This window comes from Streptomyces sp. NPDC059582, from assembly GCF_042735715.1.
Lineage (GTDB): Bacteria > Actinomycetota > Actinomycetes > Streptomycetales > Streptomycetaceae > Streptomyces.
Genome location: NZ_JBHWCC010000035.1, coordinates 1 through 17524, shown reverse-complemented (window position 1 = coordinate 17524; position 17524 = coordinate 1). Strand labels below are relative to the sequence as shown.

Here is a 17524-nt window from a genome sequence, read left to right as displayed (position 1 = left end):
CTTGCGCCTGGGCCTGAGGAAATTCGGCCGTCAGGGGCGTACGTCCGAGCGCGTCGTGGGTGAGCCAAGACGCCGCTGTATGCCTTTCCGTTTGCGGTGGCGCCGTCCGCCTCGCGCATCCGTTTGGTGCCGCGAGAGACGATGAGAGGTACTTTCCCATGCGATCACAACGCGCGAGGCGCGTCTTCGCGATGTCCGCCGCCGGCCTGCTGATGGCTGGTGGTGCCGCGATCGGCGCAGCGGGCACCGCTTCTGCGAGTCCGTCTCACGACTACAGCTACAGCAGCTACAACCACGACCGTGGAGGATCCAACTGGGACGATGACGATTACGGCTACGGCGGGGGCGGCAACCACGGCGGCGGCGGCTACGGCGGCGGCGACCACGGTGGCGGCGGCCACGGCGGCGGCGGCCATGGCGGCGGCGGTGGCGGTCACGGCGGCGGCGGTGGCGGTCACGGCGGCGGCGGTGGCGGCGGTCACGGCGGCGGCGGCGGTGGCGGCGGTCGGTGACCGTAGCGCCTGATCCCCGACAGGGGTGACGGAATTCAGGCGACTCCGTCAGTGAGTCGCACCTGGGGTCGGTTTGGGGCCCAGAGCCCCGAACCGACCCTCTTATGTCGTCCGTCGGGGGTGGTGAGGTTCGTCCTCACTGCCTGAGGTCGGCCATCAGAGCACGCATGTCCTTGATCATGGCCTGCTCGTACGGGGTCACGTCGGGGACGTCCTGCCCGTCACCGGCCTCGGCGGCGGAGTCTTCGCTGTCGTAGTAGCGGTAGGCGGAGAGGCTCAGTGACAGCACCACTCCACCGTCCAGGACTCGCAGCTCCACGTTCCCGAGGTCCCGGGTGATCAGGTACGCCTTGTCGCCGAGGCGCGGAAGGGCTTCGACGTTTTCTTCCGGTACGACGCCGAGGTCGCTCACCCGTAGCCGCGCCTCGAACTCGGCCCCGGGGTCGGTCTCCTTGTGGAGTGCCACCGTGATGCCCACCGTGTAGTCGAGGAACGACCCGTTCCCGGACCGCTCGGTCCCGGGCCGCGACCGAAGGGGTATGAAGCACTGGACCTGGTCGAGGGCAGGGTGTCTCACCAGCCCCGAATCGTTCATGCCGGCGGAATCCCTCGGCGAGATCGCCGCCCCTATCGATGCCAGTTGCACGGACGGACAGAGATCCTGCGCGAGCCGGTACCCGCGGGCGTCCGGCGTCTGTTCGCCCAGTCCGTAGACGAAGACCGCGGCCGCCCAGAGGGCCGATGCGGTCACCACCCCGCTGAGCGCCCACAGCCACGGCCTTCCAGGTCGGTGCCGGTAGAGCGGTTCCCGATCGAGGTCGCCCACCACCTCGCGGACTTCCATCGCGCCGAACTCCCCCACCATCTCAGGCTCGGAAATCATGACGCTCTCCTTCGACCGTGCCCGTGTGTGTCCGGGTGATCGTAGAGCCGGGCACCACCCCGTCGAGCAGGCGGGCGGCGGGTGCCCCACGGCTGCCCGGGGCGACGGGGGGATCGACCACTGACCAGGGCCACATGTGGGGAAGGGCGTCCCGCACACCCGTTCGCAAGGAGGAGGATCATGGACATCAGGGGTTCGACTGCCTTGGTCACCGGTGCCAACCGCGGCATCGGGCTGGCCTTCGCGCAGGCGCTGCTCGATCACGGCGCCGTCAAGGTGTACGCCGGTGTCCGGGATCCGGAGACCGTCCGGGACCCGGGGCTCGTCGCGCTGCGCCTGGACGTCACCGACGAGGAGCAGGTCGCGGCGGCCGCGGCCGCCGCCGGTGATGTCAGCATCGTCATCAACAACGCCGGGGTCGTCGGCGGTCCGTCCCTCCTCGAAGGGTCGTTCGACGGTGCCAGGCGCGAGATGGAGGTGAACTATTTCGGCACCTGGGCCGTCTCGCGGGCGTTCGCGCCCGTACTGGCCGCCAACGGTGGCGGAGCGCTCGTCACCATGCTCTCCGTGGCCTCGTGGGTGGCCAACAGGGCGCTCCCGAGCTACGCGGCCTCCAAGTCCGCCCAGTGGTCACTGACGAACGCCTTTCGGCTGGCGCTGCGCGAGCAGGGCACGTTGGTGGTCGGTGTGCACGCCGGCTACGTCGACACCGATCTGACGGCGGGCATCGACTCGCCCAAGATCCTCGCGGCCGACGTGGCCGAGATGACCATGGCGGCGCTGCTCGCCGACGAACCCGAGGTGCTGGTCGACGAGCGCACCCGCCAGGTGCGCGCCGCGCTCTCGGGTGACCTGGAGACCCTGTACGCCGATCGGTGACCACCTCGGTCGGCCACTGTCCCGTCGTTCGAACCACCTCGGTCGGCCACTGTCCCGTCGTTCGAACCACCCCGGTCGGCCACTGTCCCGTCGATCGGACCACCCCGGTCGGCCACTGTCCCGACCGGTGAGACGACCTTCCGTGCTCGACCCGCTCGGGGGGGCCGGTGCACGCGGTGCTCAGCGGGCCGGGCTGTCCAGCCGGGCCCGCTCCTTCGCCGCGTGCACGGCGGACGTGAGGCTCTCGATGTCGTACGCACCATGGTGGCGGCGCCCGTTGACGAAGAAGGTCGGCGTCCCCGAGACCCCGCTCAGATCGGCGGACTCGACGTCCTCGGAGACCCGTGCGGCGGCCGCGTGCGTGCGCATCGTCTTGTGGAAGCGGTCCGTGTCGAGGCCGAGCCGCTGGGCGTAACGAACCAGGTCGGGTGCTCGGAGCTCGCCCTGATGCTCGAGCAGCAGATCGTGCATCTCCCAGAAGGCGCCCTGTTCGGCGGCCGCCTCGGCCGCCTCGGCGGCGAGGCGGGCGTGCGGGTGCACGTCGTCGAGCGGGAGATGGCGCCAGACGTAGCGGACGTCGCCGAAGTCGGCGAGCAGCTCACGGATGATGGGTTCCGCCTGACCGCAGAAGGGGCATTCGAAGTCGGCGAACTCCACGACCGTGACCGGCGCGTCCTGCGGGCCTCGGACATGGTCGCGGTGGGTGTCGACCGGTGGGACCAGGTCGACGATGCTCTCCCCGGTGCCGAGCAGGGCGCGGGTGCGCGCCTGCCCCGGGAGGTGCCCGACGACCCAGGTGACCAGCCAGGTCATGGCGAAGGCGCAGACGACCGCGCTCAGCACGCCGACCTTGGCCTGGGTGAGCTGTTCTCCGGAGAAGGCGAGGGTCGCGATCAGCAGGGAGACGGTGAAGCCGACCCCCGCGATGGCCCCTCCGGCGGTGATCGCGCCCCAGCCCACCGGCGGCCGCAGGCGCCCGCGGCTGAGCCGTGTGACCAGCCACGAGGCACTGAAGATGCCGACGGGCTTGCCCAGTACGTAGCCGAGCAGGATGCCCAGGGTGATCGGGGAGGTGAACGCGTCGGCCAACTGACCGCCCTTGATGGTGATCCCGGCGTTGGCGAGGGCGAACAGCGGCACGATCACATAGCTGGTCCACGGGTGCAACATCCGCTGGAGCCGCTCGTTCGGCGAGAGCGCCGAGGCGAGACCGAGTCGCACGGACCGTTCCAGCTCGGGCGTCGGCTGCTCGCGGAACAGCCGGAACAGCCCGCTGGCCCGCTCCAGGTCGCTGCGGCTGGCCGGGTACGCGTAGGTCAGCAGACCCATGGCCAGTCCGACGACGACGGGGTCGACGCCGGACACCTGTACGGCCACCCAGGTCGCGAGGCCCATCACTGTGTACACCAAGCCCCGCCGGACACCCGCGGCCCGCAGCACGAAGATGACGGCGAACAGGGCGAGAGCCGTGCCCAGGAAGGGCCAGTCGATGGGGCCGCTGTAGGCGACGGCGATGACGACCAGGGCCACGAAGTCGTCGACCACGGAGACGGTGAGGATGAAGACCCGCAGCCCCGCGGGCAGTCGTCCGCCGAGCAGCGCCAGCATCCCGAGCGCGAAGGCCGTGTCGGTCGACATGGCCACGCCCCAGCCGTGCGCGGCGGGGCTCCCCGCGGTGAGCGCCAGGTAGATGAGGACCGGAACGAGCATGCCGGCCAGTCCGGCGATCACCGGCAGGGTGACCCTTCTGCGCTCGCGCAGTTCCCCCATGTCGAATTCGCGTCGTGCCTCCAGCCCCACGACGAGAAAGAACAGGGTCATCAGGCCGCTGTTCACCCACTCGCGCAGACCCAGCGACAACCCGCTCGTGCCCAGGTGGACGGAGAGCTCCGTCTCCCAGAACGCCTCGTAGGCGCCGGGAGCGATGTTCGCCCAGGCCAGCGCGAGGAGCGCGGCCGTGAGCAGGACGGAGGCGCTGCCGGTCTCCGTCCGGAGGAAGTCGCGCAGGGGGGTGTGCAGGGACGGGCCGCACTCGGTCTGCCCGTTCATCCGGGGCGCCGGCGGCGGCATGCTCATCTTCTGTTCCTCCCACTCGCGTGCCTGCGGCCGGATCGACGCGGTCGGGACCCGGCGTGGATGCGAAGGGGACGCATCGCGACATCCTTGATCGTCTCGAAACCGGTGATTCACCGATCAAGGTAGCCGCCCGGGAGGGGGGAGGCCATTCGAAGTCGAATACGCGTTCGCCTTACGTCACCACAAGTACGTACGGCCGCTCCCGCAGGCATGAACGCCAGCCCTCACAGGCATGTACGCCCGCTCCCACAGGCACGTACGCCCGCTTCCACAGGCACGCACGCACGCTCCCACAGGGACGCAAGGCCGCTCCCATGACATGTACGTCAGCGCAGGAACCTACGTCACCACAGGAGCGCCAGGACCAGGATCAGCGCGGCGGGCGGAGCCATCGTGGCCAGATGGGTGAACAGGGCCCGCACCATGCCCAGCAGGGAGAACAGCATCAGCCCGCCCGCGAGCCGGCAGCCGAAGATCTGGCCAGCGAGACGCCGGGCCGCGAACTCCTCCGCCGGAGTGGTGGCCTGGAAGGCGAGTATCCCGCCGATCATCATCAGGAAGAGCACGCCGCACAGCAGCAGGTTGCCCTCCCCGACGATGACGGCGGCCGGTCTGTCCGCCCGACGTGCTTGTCTCCAGAGACCTATGGCGCTCATGGGCAGGGGAGCATGTCCAGGTTCAGGACAGGTCGATCGGTCCGGCGCGGTCGATGAAGCGGCCCGAGCCGGAGCCGGGCCCCTCGGTCGCCAGCGCGACGATCGCGTCGGTGCCCTCGGTGACGGACTGGGGGCCGCTGTGGCCGTTGAGGTCCGTTGCCGTGTAGCCGGGGTCGGCGGCGTTGACGCGAATGTCCGTCAGCCCCTTGGCGTACTGGGTCGTCAGCATGGTGAGGGCCGCCTTCGAGGCGGTGTAGAGCGGTGCGACGACGGTGGACTCGACCCGCGACGGATCGTGGGTGAGGGTGAGCGACCCCATGCCGCTGCTGACGTTGACGATGACGGGGTCCGGTGAGCGGCGCAGCAGCGGGAGGAACGCGGTGGTCGTCCGGACCACGCCGAACAGGTTGACGTCGAAGACCCCGAGGGCGTCCGCGCCGGTCAGCTCGGCGGGATCGCCGTGCGGACCGGACACGCCGGCGTTGTTGACCAGGACGTCGATCACGCCTTCGTGTGCGGCGACGTCCGCGGCCGCGGCGGCGACGGACGCGTCGTCGGTGACGTCGATACGGACGAAGCGCGCGCCCAGCGCGGCGGCGGCCGCGGCACCCAGCCGGGGATCGCGGGCTCCCATGATCACGGTGTGACCGAGTCCGATGAGGCGGCGGGCGGCCTCGTGGCCGAGACCCTTGTTGGCTCCGGTGATGAACGTGGTGGTCATGCGTCGATGGTCCCCACCGCACCGGTCCTCTGCCAGGGACGCTCCGACCGTAGGAACGGCGATACCACCCTCTGGAGCGATGCGGCAGGATGGACGACATGGTGACGCTGGAGGGGGCCGGACTGGGCGCGACGATCCGGGCCTGGCGGGAGCGGCTGTCCCCGTCGACGGTGGGACTGTCGTCCGGCCGCCCGCGCCGCGCCGTCGGGCTGCGCCGCGAGGAACTCGCCGAACGCGCCGGTGTGTCGGTGGACTACGTCGTGCGCCTGGAGCAAGGACGGGCCACGGCTCCGTCGGCCCAGGTCGTCGCCTCCCTCGCGCGCGCCCTGGGCCTGAGCGCCGCCGAACGCGACCACCTCCACCGCCTGGCCGGACTGGTCGCCCCGGATGACACCCCGATCCCCGATCGCATCCCGCCGGGCGTGCACCGCGTGCTGAACCGGCTCGGGGATGTCGCGGTCGCCGTGTTCGCCGCGGACTGGCAGCTGATCTGGTGGAACCACGGCTGGGCCGCGCTGGTCGGCGACCCGTCCACCTCGCCCCCGGAACTGCGCAACTTCGCGCGAGAGAGATTCCCGGTCGGTTCCGACCAGGCGCGCATCGCCTCGTGGCCGGTGCACGTGCACAACAGCGAGGAGTCCGACCGTGCCATCGTGTCCGACCTGCGCCGCGCCTCCGGTCGCCATCCCCACGACACGCGTCTGGCGGAGCTGATCCGGGTGCTCACCGAAGGCAGTCCGACCTTCGCCCGGCTGTGGGCGAGCGGCACGGTGGCCGCACACCGCGAGGACCGCAAGACGATCGAGCATCCCGGGGTCGGGCTCGTGGAAGTGGACTGCGATGTCCTGACGGACGGTGATTCCGACCTGAAGATCGTGGTCCTGACCGCGGCGCCCGGCAGCGTGGACGAGGCCAGGCTGAAGCTCGCCATGGCGTCGTCGGAGGCGCCGGACGGCCGAGTGGGCCGGAGTTGAGTCACCCGAAGGGCTCGTCGGGGAAGTCGCAGCGGCTGGGCCACTGAGGGTGGCCACCGAGGCGGCCTACTGAGGGCGACCCACCGAGAGGGATGGTCTATACCTATTGACGCGGCGGGAGTCCAGCCGGTCCCATAGGGAAGGTCCGTCACATCTCGCGGGAGGGACCGCTAGTGAGACAGCGTCACAGAACGACCCGGCTGTTCGGTTCGCTGTTGCTGGTCGCCGCTGCCGGCATATCCGTCAGCGGGGCCGCGCCGGCAGGCGGGGCGGCTCCGTCAGCGGCGGTGAACAGTCCGACCCCGCTCGGCCGGGTGGTCCCGGCTCCGGCCTCGGTGGCCCCGGACGGCTCCCCGTTCCGGATCACCTCCGGGACGCGTATCCAGGTGGATCGCGGCTCCGAGCGGATCGGTGCGTACCTGGCCGGGATCCTGCGACCGTCGACCGGGTACCGGCTGCCGGTCAGCTCGCGCGCCGGGGGCGAGACCATCCGGCTGCGGCTCGGCTCCCGCGACAAGAGCCTCGGCGACGAGGGGTACCGCCTCGACAGCGGCCGACACGGCGTCACCATCACGGCCAGGGCGTCCGCCGGGCTCTTCCACGGTGTGCAGACCCTGCGCCAGCTCCTGCCGGCCGCCGTCGAGAAGCAGACCGTGCAGCCCGGGCCCTGGCTGGTCGCGGGCGGCACCGTCAAGGACGCACCGCGCTATGCCTATCGCGGCGCCATGCTCGACGTCTCCCGCCACTTCTTCACCGTGGACCAGGTCAAGCGCTACATCGACAACCTGGCGCTGTACAAGGTCAACAAACTGCACCTGCACCTCTCCGACGACCAGGGCTGGCGCATCGCCGTCGACTCGTGGCCGCGTCTGACGACCTACGGCGGCTCGACGTCGGTCGGCGGCGGAGCGGGCGGTTACTACAGCAAGGCGCAGTACAAGGAGATCGTCCGGTACGCGGCCTCGCGCTACCTGGAGGTCGTCCCGGAGATCGACATGCCGGGCCACACCAACGCGGCGCTCGCCTCGTACGCCGAACTGAACTGCGACGGAGTCGCGCCCCCGCTGTACACCGGCACCGATGTCGGCTTCAGCTCGCTGTGCGTCGGGAAGGAAGCCACCTACGGCTTCGTGGACGACGTGATCCGCGAGCTCGCCGCGATCACCCCGGGCAGGTATCTCCACATCGGCGGCGACGAGGCGCACTCCACGAGTCACGAGGACTACGTGAAGTTCGTGGACCGGGTGCAGCCGATCGTCGCCAAGTACGGCAAGACGGTGATCGGTTGGCACCAGCTGACGGGGGCGACGCCCGTGAAGGGCGCCGTGGCCCAGTACTGGGGGCTCGACGACACCGACGCCGCCGAGAAGGCACAGGTCGCCCGGGCCGCGCAGAACGGGACCGGCCTGATCCTCTCGCCCGCCGACCGGATCTACCTCGACATGAAGTACACCGCCGACACCCCGCTCGGGCAGGACTGGGCCGGTCTGGTTGAGGTCCGGCGGGCCTACGACTGGGATCCCGCCCACTACCTCGCCGGGGCACCGGCCTCGGCCGTCAGAGGTGTCGAAGCGCCTCTGTGGACCGAGACCATCGTCAGCGACGCCGACATCGACGTGATGGCCTTCCCGCGCCTGCCGGGCGTCGCCGAACTGGGCTGGTCCTCGGCCGCGACCCACGACTGGGACACGTACAAGGTCCGACTCGCGGCACAGGCACCCCGGTGGGACGCGCTGGGAATCACCTACTACCGCTCACCACAGGTCCCCTGGCCCTCCGCGTAGCCGAGGGAGCAGGGGAACCCGCGCTGCCGAGGAGCCCCGGCAGTCGAGGGAGAGAGGGGCGTCCGTCGCGACTGCACGGGGGCTGTGGAAAGCTGCGTTCCACAGCCCCCGTGGCCGGTCGGCCTCCGGCCGCGAAGCGGGGGCATGGCCCACCGGACGGCCGGTCAGCTCGTGGACGGATCTCGCCGCACGCTCCGGGCGCTGGTCACCTGTGAGGAGTTGACCGTCCGATGCGCTCACCCGACGGACCGACGGACGAGGAACTCGCCGGGATCGAGGAGCTCGCCGCGGCCGCGACGCCCGGTCCCTGGTACGTCCGGCAGCTCGACGACGACTTCGCCATGAGCCTCGTCGCCATCAGCACCGTCCCCGACACCGGACACGGCGAACGATGGCCGGACTTCGACCACCGCCAGATCGTGGCCGCCACCCTCGTCCAGCAGCCTCGCTACGCCGACGTCGCGGACGAACGCTGGGACGAGAACGCCCGGTTCATCGCCGGCGCCCGTGAGGACATCCCTCGCCTGGTCGCCGAGATCCGCCGCCTGCGCGGTCTGCTCGCGTCCGCGATCCCGCCGACCTGACGGCGGATCCACGGGCGCCGCCCCGATGTCCGCGAGGCCGGTGCGTCACGTTCGCCGCCAGGGCGCCGACTACGCGAAACCGAAGGTCACTCGGGCGACGAGGGACAGCCACAGTCGGCGCGGGGCTCCGTGGGCCGGCGCGTACGCCCGCCAGCCGGCGAAGAGCGTGCGTGCGACGCCGTCGAACGGCCCGTGCGCGGCAGCGGCGAGTGTGTCGCTCCAGCCCCGTCAACGCTTTGACGGCGGCGACCCGGTCCTCGACAGTGTGCCCGTCCGGCGTCGTCGGACCACTGGCGCAGGCACTTGAGGGGATACTCGATGATCGTCGTGACCGCCGCTTCCGGTGCCTTCGGGCGCGAGGTCCTGGCCGGGCTGCGGCGCCGTCTGCCCGGTGAGCACATCGTGGCGCCGGTGCGCCGTCCCGACGGGGCCGGGGATCTCGCGGCCGGCGGGTTCGACCTCCGGCTGGGTGACTACGACCGTGCGGAGACGATGTGCCGTGCCTTCGAGGGCGCCGACCGTGTCCTTCTCGTCTCGTCCCCGGAACTGGATGTCGAGCGGCGCGTGCGGCAGCACCGTACGGCTCTCGACGCGGCCCGTGACGCGGGCGTCGGTCGGGTCGTCTGCACGAGCTTCCTCGGAGCGGACGTCCGAAGCGACGGCGCGCCCGCGGCCCATCGCCTGACCGAAGGGGCACTGTGGGACGCCGGCCTGCCGCACACCGTGCTGCGCCATCCCTTCTACACCGAGGCGTTCGGCCACCCGGGTCTGCGAGTCGCAGCGGCCGACGGCCGGACGGGACTGGGGGCCGCGGCATCGACACGGCACTGCGCCGCGATCTGGCGGTGGCCGCCGTCGCCGTGCTCACTGGCGCCGAACACATCGGCCGCGCCTACGACTTCACCGGAGACCGGTGGACCTTCGCCGACCTGGCCGACGCCGTGAGCCGGATCTCCGGCCGTCGCGTCGACGTCGCCGAGCGACGCGAACGGGTGGCGGGCGCGCAGGGCCGGCTGGAGGAGCAGGTGCGCGCGGGCGCACTGGAACGGCAGACCGACGACCTGCGCAAGGTCCTCGGTCGGCCGCCCACGTCGCCGGCCGAGGTTGTCGCCGACGTCCTGGGATCCAGGGGCGCGGTCTGACGGGTACGGCCACGTGGTCGTCCTTGCCCGGGTTCGGGCCGAGGACGTGGCTCTCCTTCGCGCGGCCCGAGCGCACCTCCCTGCCGAGGCGACATAGACGCGATCCGGCGAGCAATATCGCAAAAGAGGGTAAAAAGGGTGAATGGTGCGATTGCCTCGCCGACCGCGGGCCCCGGTCGGCGCTCAGCACTCGGATGAGGCCACCGGCGGTCAGCAGCGCGACCGGCGCGGCCTGCGGTCGCTCCTGAGCGTACGCAGCGTGGTCGGCCAGATGTTCGTGCTCCAGGTGGCGATGGTGCTGCTGCTGGCCGTCGTGGCCGTGGTCCTGCTGGTACTGACGGTCCAGCGTGAGGCCACCCGCTCCGCGACCGACCGCTCCTTCGCCGTCGCGGAGGGGATCGTCCGCGCCCCGGGCATCGTGGCGGGCCTGAAGTCGCCCGATCCGGCGGCGGTGCTGCAGCCGCAGGCCGAAGCGGTCAGGAAGGCCGCGGATCTCGACTTCGTCGTCATGGTCGGCAAGGACGGGATCAGGTACTCACACCCGGATCCGAGCCTGATCGGCCTGCGCATCCCCTACAAGGAGGACCTGGAGGCGTTGCGCACCGGGCGCACGATCACGGGGTGGCAGGAGGGCGGTTCCTCCACCGCGATCCGCACCTTCATCCCCGTCAAGGACACCGACGGTTCCGTGATCGGTGGAGTCGCCGTCGGCGTGCGGGTGACGAGCATCAGCGCCGACGCCGTGCGACAGCTGCCGGTCCTGCTGGGCGTCACGGCCGCCGCCGTGGCCGTCAGCACGATCGGCGCGGTGCTGGTCGGCAGACGTCTGCTGCGCCAGACCCATGGCCTCGGGCCGACCGAGATCACCCGACTCTACAAACATCACGACGCGGTCCTGCGGGCCGCCAGGGAGGGCGTCGTCATCCTCGACGCCGACCGCCGGCTGCTGCTGGTCAACGAGGAGGCGCGGCGGCTGCTCGAGCTGACGACGGACACGCAGGGCCGCCGGGTGGACGAGCTGGACCTCGCGCCGTCGATCGCCGAGCTGCTGGCCTCGGGACGCGAGGCGACCGACGAGGTGCATCTGGCCGGGGACCGGGTCCTGGCGGTGAACCAGCGGCCCCTGGACCGGTACGGCGGCGCCTCCGGCAGCGTCGTGACCCTGCGCGACTCGACGGAGCTGAGGGTGCTGTCCGGCCGCGCGGAGGAGGCGCGCGAACGCCTGAGAGTGCTCTACGACGCGGGTATCGGCATCGGCACTACCCTGGACGTGACCCGGACGGCCGAGGAACTGGCCGAAGCGGCGGTGCCGCAGTTCTCCGACTACGCGACCGTAGACCTCGCCGAGGCAGTGCTGCGCGGCGACGAACCGAACGGTACGGAGCGCCAGCTCCGCCGCGTCGCCGCCGCCGGGGTCCGCGAGGACGCTCCGCTCATCCGGGTGGGTGAACGCGTCGCGTTCGCGCCACCGGCGTCCCGGACGGCGCACCTGACAGCGGGGCGCGGGGTGATCGATCCCGACCTGCGCGTCGCCCCCATGCCCGGGTACATCCCCGGCTTCGGACCCCGGGACCCCGAGCGTATGCGCAGGGTCGTCGAACACGGCATCCACTCACTCATCACGGTCCCGTTGCGCGCCCGGGGCGCGATCCTGGGCGTGGCGAGCTTCTGGCGTTCCGAGAAGCCCGAACCCTTCGAGGACGACGATCTCGACCTGGCCGAGGAGATGGCCACACGGGCCGCGGTGGCCATCGACAACGCCCGCCGCTACACCCGCGAGCACGCGATGGCCGTGACGTTGCAGCGCAGCCTGCTGCCCACGTCCCTGCCCACCCCCAGTGCCGTGGAGGTCGCCCACCGGTATCTGCCCGCCGAGTCCGACGACGTGGGCGGCGACTGGTTCGACGTCATCCCGCTGCCCGGCGCGCGCGTGGCGCTGGTGGTCGGGGACGTCGTCGGACACGGTCTGCACGCCGCGGCCACCATGGGCAGGCTGCGTACCGCCGTGCACAACTTCTCGGCCCTCGACCTGGCTCCCGACGACCTCATGGCCCACCTGGACGAACTCGTCACCCGCATCGACACCGAGGAGGCGGGCGGGGACGACGGCCGTAGTGTCACCGGAACCACCTGCCTGTACGCCGTCTACGACCCCACCTCCGGACGGGTCACCGCGGCCCGGGCCGGGCATCCGGGGCTGGTCCTGGTCCGCCCCGACGGCACGGTGCACTTCCCCGAGGTGCCCGCCTCCCCGCCGCTGGGCCTGGGCGGCGCGGAGCCCTTCGAGACGGCCGAGCTGCGACTGGCCGAGGGCAGCCGGCTGGTCCTGTACACCGACGGGCTGATCGAGGAGCGCGGCCGGGACATCGACGTCGGCCTCGCCCTCCTGCGCGACGCGCTGGCCGGTCATCCGGAGCGGGATCCGGAGCAGACCTGCCGAGCCGTCTGTGACGCCGTCCTGCCCGCCGTACCCCGGGACGATGTCGCCGTGCTGGTGGCCCGTACCCGACTGATGGAGCCGGACCGGATCGCCCGCTGGCAGCTCGCCCCCGACCCGGCGGCGGTGGCACCGGTCCGCGCCGCCTGCGGGCGGCGGCTGCGGGACTGGGGCCTGGACGACATCGCCTTCGCCACCGAGCTGATCCTCTCCGAGCTGGCCACCAACGCCGTCCGCTACGGCGCCGCGCCGATCACCGTCCGACTGCTGTACGACCGGACCCTGATCTGCGAGGTCTCCGACGCCAGCAGCACATCGCCCCATCTGCGGCGCGCCGCGGCCACCGACGAGGGAGGGCGCGGGCTGTACCTCGTGGCCCGGTTCGCGCAGCGCTGGGGGACCCGTTACACCCCCCGCGGCAAGGTCATCTGGACCGAGCAGGCCCTTCACGACGAGACCGCCACGGAACCCGGCGATGACACGACCGACGCCCTGCTGGATCAGTGGAGCGACGACGACACCCTGTGACCGGGGCCGGCCGGGTGCGGTTCCCGCCGCGCCGCCCCGCGGTCGCCACCCGCCCGAGGTCACTCGCGGGCGAGCCACAGACGGCCCAGGGCCCGGCCGGCGCGGAGGGCCAGGACACTTGTGCCGAGGTACGCGGCGATGATCGCGGCGAAGACCAGGTGCCAGGCGAACCCCTCCCCGGCCGAGTAGGTCCCCGTCGCCAGCCAGGCGAAGCATCCCAGGATGATCTCGAACACCGTGAGCACGGCGATCGAGAAGCCCCAGGGCATCGTCGGAATGCCGATCAGGAAGGCCAGGAAGCGCACGTTCGGAGCCCCACGGCTGACGACGGCGATCAGCAGCACGGCCAGCGCCGCGATGAGGTAGGCCTTGGTGAACGTGTTCCACTGCAACCAGTCGACGAGCGAGGCCGCGTCTCGCGTCTGCAGCTCCAGGAAGTCGTGTCCGGACTGCCGGTAGGCGAAGGAGATCAGGTTGCCGATGACGAGCACGCCGACGAGCCAGCCGCACAGCACGAGTGCCAACAGAGCCGACAGGCCCAGCGCCGCGGTGATCTGCGTCGCGGACATCTCCACCAGCCGGACGCGCGCGTCACGTGCCACGCCGCCCAGCCAGCGCGCGAGCGCGACAGTGGACCTGATGGTGCCCAACCACGCGGTCACGAGCACGTAGAGGAGGTAGGCGGCGAGTGCGATGCCCGGACCGAAGAGGGCGTTGAGGACGAACTTCCACAAGTCATCGGGCTGGGGGACGCCTTGCAGGAATTCGTCCATGAGTCCCCCCACCCCCGCCCCCACCCGAGGCGCACTGCGTAAACCCTGGCACGAACGGGGCGCGAAAGAGAGGGGAATGGGCCGGAAAGCGCGCATCGCCCGGCGGACTGCGCCGTGTTGTCTAGGCTGTCCGCCATGCACGCGACCATCACAGGGGCACTTCGGGTCTCGGGCGTTCTCGCCGCGCTGGCCGTTCTGGCGACCGGATGTGGCGAGGACTCGCACCCCGACTCCGCCGACAAGCCGTCGACCGGGTCGCGGTCCCCGTCGTCGGCGCACCGCGGCCTGGGTGACATCCTCGTCGGCGGGAAGGCCGTCACGGGATCGAAGGCCACGGGCGACACCAGGATTCCGTACCGGCGCACCTATTCCGCCGGAAGCCTCTACGCGCCGGTCACCGGATACCGGTCGATGCTGTACGGCCGTACCGGACTGGAGGCCCTGTACGACGACGTCCTGGCCGCCGGCGGCGCATCGGGTGACGTCGTGACGACGATCGACCCGGCCGCCCAGAAGGCCGCGTTCGACGCGCTGGGCGATCGGCAGGGCGCGGCCGTGGCCCTGGACGCGGAGTCGGGGAAACTCCTCGCGGTGGTCAGCACGCCCTCGTACGACCCGGCGGCGTTCAGTGGACGGGGGCCCGAGGACGTGCGGGCGTGGAAGACGGCCAACGGCGACGCGGATGCGCCCCTGCTCGACCGGGCGCTGCGGCAGGCCGACGCCCCGGGCGCCACCTTCGCTGTCGTCGTCGCGGCTGCCGCCCTGGAGCAGGGGCTCTACCCGACCGTGGACGAGGCCACGAGCAGCCCACTCACCTACGTGCTTCCCCTCACCCGGACGCGGGTGACGGGCGCGTCCCCGCAGTGCGCGAACGCATCGATCAGGGTGGCCCTGCGCCGCTCCTGCGACAACGTGTTCACCAAGATGGCCGCCGACCTCGGCGCGGACCAAGTCCGCACCATGGCAGAGGAGTTCGGCTTCAACGACGACGCGTTGACGGTGCCCCTGCGGGTCTCAGAGAGCACCTACCCCGCGGCCGGCTCGACGGCCTCCCAGACGGCTCTGACGGGGATCGGCGCGGGAGAGGTCGCGGCAACCCCCCTGGAGATGGCGCGGGTTGCGGCGTCGGTCGTCAACGGGGGGCGGCTGGTGAACCCGTCGTTGGTGTCACGCGTGACGAAGTCCGACGGCGGTACCCGGCAGCCCGGGGCCGCTGCCGGCCCTGCGGGGCAGGTGATCTCCCGCCGCACCGCGGACGCGCTGCGGTCGGTCCTCGATTCCGCGACGGACACCGGGATCAGCGGACAGGCGGGGGAGACCACGGACGGTCGGGGCGGCTCGGCCGGCGCGTGGTTCATCGGGTACACGGATCGCGGCGCCGGACGACGGATCGCCGTGGCCGTCCGCGTCGGGGCTCTCGCCTCACCCGCGGGAGAAGGTGACGAGGCGGCCCGGGTCGCCGAACGGATCCTCGCGACCGTGTCCTGACAGCCGCGCGCCGTCGGCGCTCGCCACAGCGCTCGTCACGGCGGCCGACCCGGCGCGCCAGGGCGCGGCCCCAGGTCCGGCCCGGCATGCGATCACCCCCTGCGCTACCACGTCCACGGCACCGGACCGGTGTGCGTGGCGCACCCGGGCGGACCCGGCATCGCGTGGGAGTACCTGCGCGCACCGGCGCTGGAGAGGTTCCTGACCATGATGTACCTGGAGCCGGTCGGAACCGGCGGCTCGGACCGGCTCGCCACCCATCCCCACGGGTACACCAGGGCGCGCTACAGCCGGCATCTGGCCGCGCTGATCGACCACCTCCCGGTGTCCCGGGTGCATGTGCTGGGCCACTCGCACGGCGGCTTCGTCGCCCAGTACCACGCGCTGCACCGTCCCGACCGACTCGCGGGGATGGTCCTGTACGACAGCGCGCCGGTCACCGGGCCCGAGCACGCGGCGGAGGCGATGCGGGCGGTGCGGGAGTTCGCCGCCCGGCACGCCGGTCATCCGGAACTGCCCGCCGTGCTGCAGGCGTTCGGCGCGATCCCGGCCATCTCGGACGACGAGGCCATGATGGCGGTGGCCCGAGCGATCGTGCCGGCGTATGTCGCAGACTACTGGTCCGACGCGCGGCGCTGGGCCCTGCTCCAGGACTCCCTGCGGGCGACCTGCATCTCGGAGCCCCAATCCCCCCGACGCCGTCGACCCGCGCCCGCCGACCCTCGTCTGGCTCATGTTCCGGGAGAACAGAAGGGTCCGAAGGCTCCGGCTGCTCTTCCCCGAGCCGCCGCTCACCGGCCGACGGGGCTCAGGCGCTGACGGCCACCCGGTCCCAGAGCCAGTAGAGGCTGACGAGGACGATGGGCAGCGTCAGCGCCGGCAGCACCCACCGGTGCACCGGTGACCGACGCAGCACGAGCAGCAGCGGGAACACCACGGCGATGATTCCCAACTGCACCGCTTCGATACCGACGTTGAAGCTGAGCAGCGACAGCAGCAGTTCCCCGGACCAGCTTTCGTGGATGCCCAGTGATCCCGCGAAGCCCAGGCCGTGGACGAGCCCGAACACGAAGACGGTGGGCAGTCGCCAGCGCGCGTTGTCCTCGCGGTCGCGCAGCAGGAAGCCCGCGACCGCGACGACGGCGATGGACGCGGCGATCACCGGTTCGACGACCGCACCGGGCACCTCGACGACACCGCACGCGGCCAGCAGGAACGTGATGCTGTGCGCCGCGGTGAACGTGGTCGCGGTGAGCACGATGTCGCGCAGGCCTCGTGCGCCGATCAGCAACGACAGCAGGAAGAGGATGTGGTCCAGGCCGAACAGCAGGTGTTCGGTGCCCAGCAGGAAGAACTCCCGGACCTGGTGGGTCTCCTGGCCGGTCGCCGCGACGGCGGTCACGGAGGGGTCGGCGGGGGTGAGGATCTGGGAGCCCCGCTGACCGTCGATGTCGTAGTGCACGATCGTCTTCGTGTCGTGGACGAAGTTCTCCACACCGGGGAACAGCGCACTGCTGACGGTGACCGGTCCGCCGGCGCCGGCCGGGCAGGTGTAGGCGAGGGTGATCACGGCGTAGGGGCGCTTGCCTCGGGTGCGGACGTCCGCGTCGCCCTCGGTGCGGGCGGCGCAGGCCGTGTCGTCGCGCACGACGGCGAAGTGCCGGGTGGTGTACTCGGACACCGCGTCCGCGTTGAGCCGGAGCTGTCGCAGCTGCTCGGCGCGGCCCTTCGCGTCGTACGCCTCGGCGTACAGCCAGGCCGACTTCATCAAAAGGTCGTACTCGAGGTCGAGGGTGGCCACGGGGCGGGCCGAGCTGCCGGTGACCTCGACGTAGGCGTTGGACGTGGCGTCGTGCGCGGCGGCCGGGGCCGCCTCGGACAGGGCGGCGCCGAACACCGCGGCCAGGGCGGCGAGGACGGTGAGCAGGGCGCCACGCAGCCGGCCGGGCCGGAACGGGGGAGTGGGCGCGGGGGCGGAGTGACGCATGGCGGGCTCGGTTCTCCTGTCTGACGATCACCACCGTGACAGGTGCCGTGATCAGGGCGGGGACGGAGGGCACGGCCCGCCGCCCGGGACCGGTCGGGTC

The 17524-nt window shown here is 71.6% G+C and carries 16 protein-coding genes; 10 read left to right on the top strand and 6 right to left on the bottom strand.

All coding sequences use genetic code 11. The annotated features are described in order from the left end of the window. Window positions 1-158: 158 nt before the first annotated feature. Entirely contained in the window at window positions 159-512 is a 354-nt protein-coding gene (locus ACFV0T_RS26855; protein WP_385784128.1) for a hypothetical protein, read from the top strand. Window positions 513-648: 136 nt separating this feature from the next. On the opposite strand, the gene ACFV0T_RS26850 is transcribed toward ACFV0T_RS26855, so the two are convergent. After that, window positions 649-1395 carry a hypothetical protein gene (locus ACFV0T_RS26850; protein ID WP_385784126.1) on the bottom strand — a complete coding sequence of 249 codons (747 nt, stop codon included), beginning with the start codon at window positions 1393-1395 and terminating at the stop codon, window positions 649-651. A 180-nt stretch (window positions 1396-1575) separates the two neighbouring features. On the opposite strand from ACFV0T_RS26850, the gene ACFV0T_RS26845 reads away from it, so the two are divergent. Then, on the top strand, window positions 1576-2274 hold the full coding sequence (locus ACFV0T_RS26845; protein WP_385784123.1) for an SDR family oxidoreductase: 699 nt from the start codon (window positions 1576-1578) through the stop codon (window positions 2272-2274). 180 nt (window positions 2275-2454) lie between these two features. Here the strand turns inward: ACFV0T_RS26845 and nhaA are convergent, their stop codons facing one another. The 3 genes from nhaA to ACFV0T_RS26830 all read right to left on the bottom strand — a co-directional run bounded on the left by nhaA (window position 2455) and on the right by ACFV0T_RS26830 (window position 5727). Beyond that, on the bottom strand, window positions 2455-4350 hold the full coding sequence (gene nhaA / locus ACFV0T_RS26840) for a Na+/H+ antiporter NhaA (RefSeq protein WP_385784121.1): 1896 nt from the start codon (window positions 4348-4350) through the stop codon (window positions 2455-2457). A 344-nt stretch (window positions 4351-4694) separates the two neighbouring features. Then, window positions 4695-5006 (bottom strand): hypothetical protein, encoded by a 312-nt coding sequence (locus tag ACFV0T_RS26835; RefSeq protein WP_385784118.1) that lies wholly within the window; start codon window positions 5004-5006, stop codon window positions 4695-4697. A 22-nt stretch (window positions 5007-5028) separates the two neighbouring features. After that, complete coding sequence (locus ACFV0T_RS26830; protein ID WP_385784115.1) at window positions 5029-5727, bottom strand: SDR family NAD(P)-dependent oxidoreductase; 699 nt, start codon at window positions 5725-5727, stop codon at window positions 5029-5031. An 89-nt stretch (window positions 5728-5816) separates the two neighbouring features. Between ACFV0T_RS26830 and ACFV0T_RS26825 the strand changes: the two genes are divergently transcribed. The 6 genes from ACFV0T_RS26825 (at window position 5817) to ACFV0T_RS26800 (ending at window position 13176) form a co-directional block, all read left to right on the top strand. Beyond that, the gene (locus ACFV0T_RS26825) at window positions 5817-6701 is read left to right on the top strand and encodes a helix-turn-helix transcriptional regulator (protein ID WP_385784112.1); all 885 of its coding nucleotides are present in this window, start codon (window positions 5817-5819) and stop codon (window positions 6699-6701) included. 173 nt (window positions 6702-6874) lie between these two features. Further along, window positions 6875-8485 carry a beta-N-acetylhexosaminidase gene (locus ACFV0T_RS26820; RefSeq protein WP_385784109.1) on the top strand — a complete coding sequence of 537 codons (1611 nt, stop codon included), beginning with the start codon at window positions 6875-6877 and terminating at the stop codon, window positions 8483-8485. A gap of 230 nt (window positions 8486-8715) precedes the next feature. Beyond that, entirely contained in the window at window positions 8716-9069 is a 354-nt protein-coding gene (locus ACFV0T_RS26815; protein WP_385784107.1) for a hypothetical protein, read from the top strand. 318 nt (window positions 9070-9387) lie between these two features. Further along, window positions 9388-10014 carry an NAD(P)H-binding protein gene (locus ACFV0T_RS26810; protein ID WP_385784104.1) on the top strand — a complete coding sequence of 209 codons (627 nt, stop codon included), beginning with the start codon at window positions 9388-9390 and terminating at the stop codon, window positions 10012-10014. Then, on the top strand, window positions 10011-10211 hold the full coding sequence (locus tag ACFV0T_RS26805) for a hypothetical protein (RefSeq protein WP_385784101.1): 201 nt from the start codon (window positions 10011-10013) through the stop codon (window positions 10209-10211). Before ACFV0T_RS26810 ends, ACFV0T_RS26805 begins: the two co-directional genes overlap by 4 nt. A gap of 142 nt (window positions 10212-10353) precedes the next feature. Then, complete coding sequence (locus ACFV0T_RS26800; RefSeq protein ID WP_385784099.1) at window positions 10354-13176, top strand: SpoIIE family protein phosphatase; 2823 nt, start codon at window positions 10354-10356, stop codon at window positions 13174-13176. Between the two features lie 59 nt (window positions 13177-13235). Here ACFV0T_RS26800 and ACFV0T_RS26795 read toward each other — a convergent pair whose 3' ends face one another. Beyond that, window positions 13236-13949 carry a hypothetical protein gene (locus ACFV0T_RS26795; RefSeq protein ID WP_385784096.1) on the bottom strand — a complete coding sequence of 238 codons (714 nt, stop codon included), beginning with the start codon at window positions 13947-13949 and terminating at the stop codon, window positions 13236-13238. Window positions 13950-14084: 135 nt separating this feature from the next. Here ACFV0T_RS26795 and ACFV0T_RS26790 point away from each other — a divergent pair, with 135 nt between their 5' ends. Both ACFV0T_RS26790 and ACFV0T_RS26785 read left to right on the top strand, forming a co-directional pair. Then, a complete protein-coding gene (locus tag ACFV0T_RS26790) occupies window positions 14085-15437 on the top strand; it encodes a penicillin-binding transpeptidase domain-containing protein (protein WP_385784093.1) in 1353 nt (450 codons plus the stop codon). Window positions 15438-15572: 135 nt separating this feature from the next. After that, on the top strand, window positions 15573-16256 hold the full coding sequence (locus ACFV0T_RS26785; RefSeq protein ID WP_385784090.1) for an alpha/beta fold hydrolase: 684 nt from the start codon (window positions 15573-15575) through the stop codon (window positions 16254-16256). Here the strand turns inward: ACFV0T_RS26785 and ACFV0T_RS26780 are convergent. Further along, entirely contained in the window at window positions 16246-17424 is a 1179-nt protein-coding gene (locus tag ACFV0T_RS26780; protein WP_385784087.1) for a HupE/UreJ family protein, read from the bottom strand. The two genes, ACFV0T_RS26785 and ACFV0T_RS26780, sit on opposite strands and share 11 nt — an antisense overlap. Between the last annotated feature and the right edge of the window lie 100 nt (window positions 17425-17524).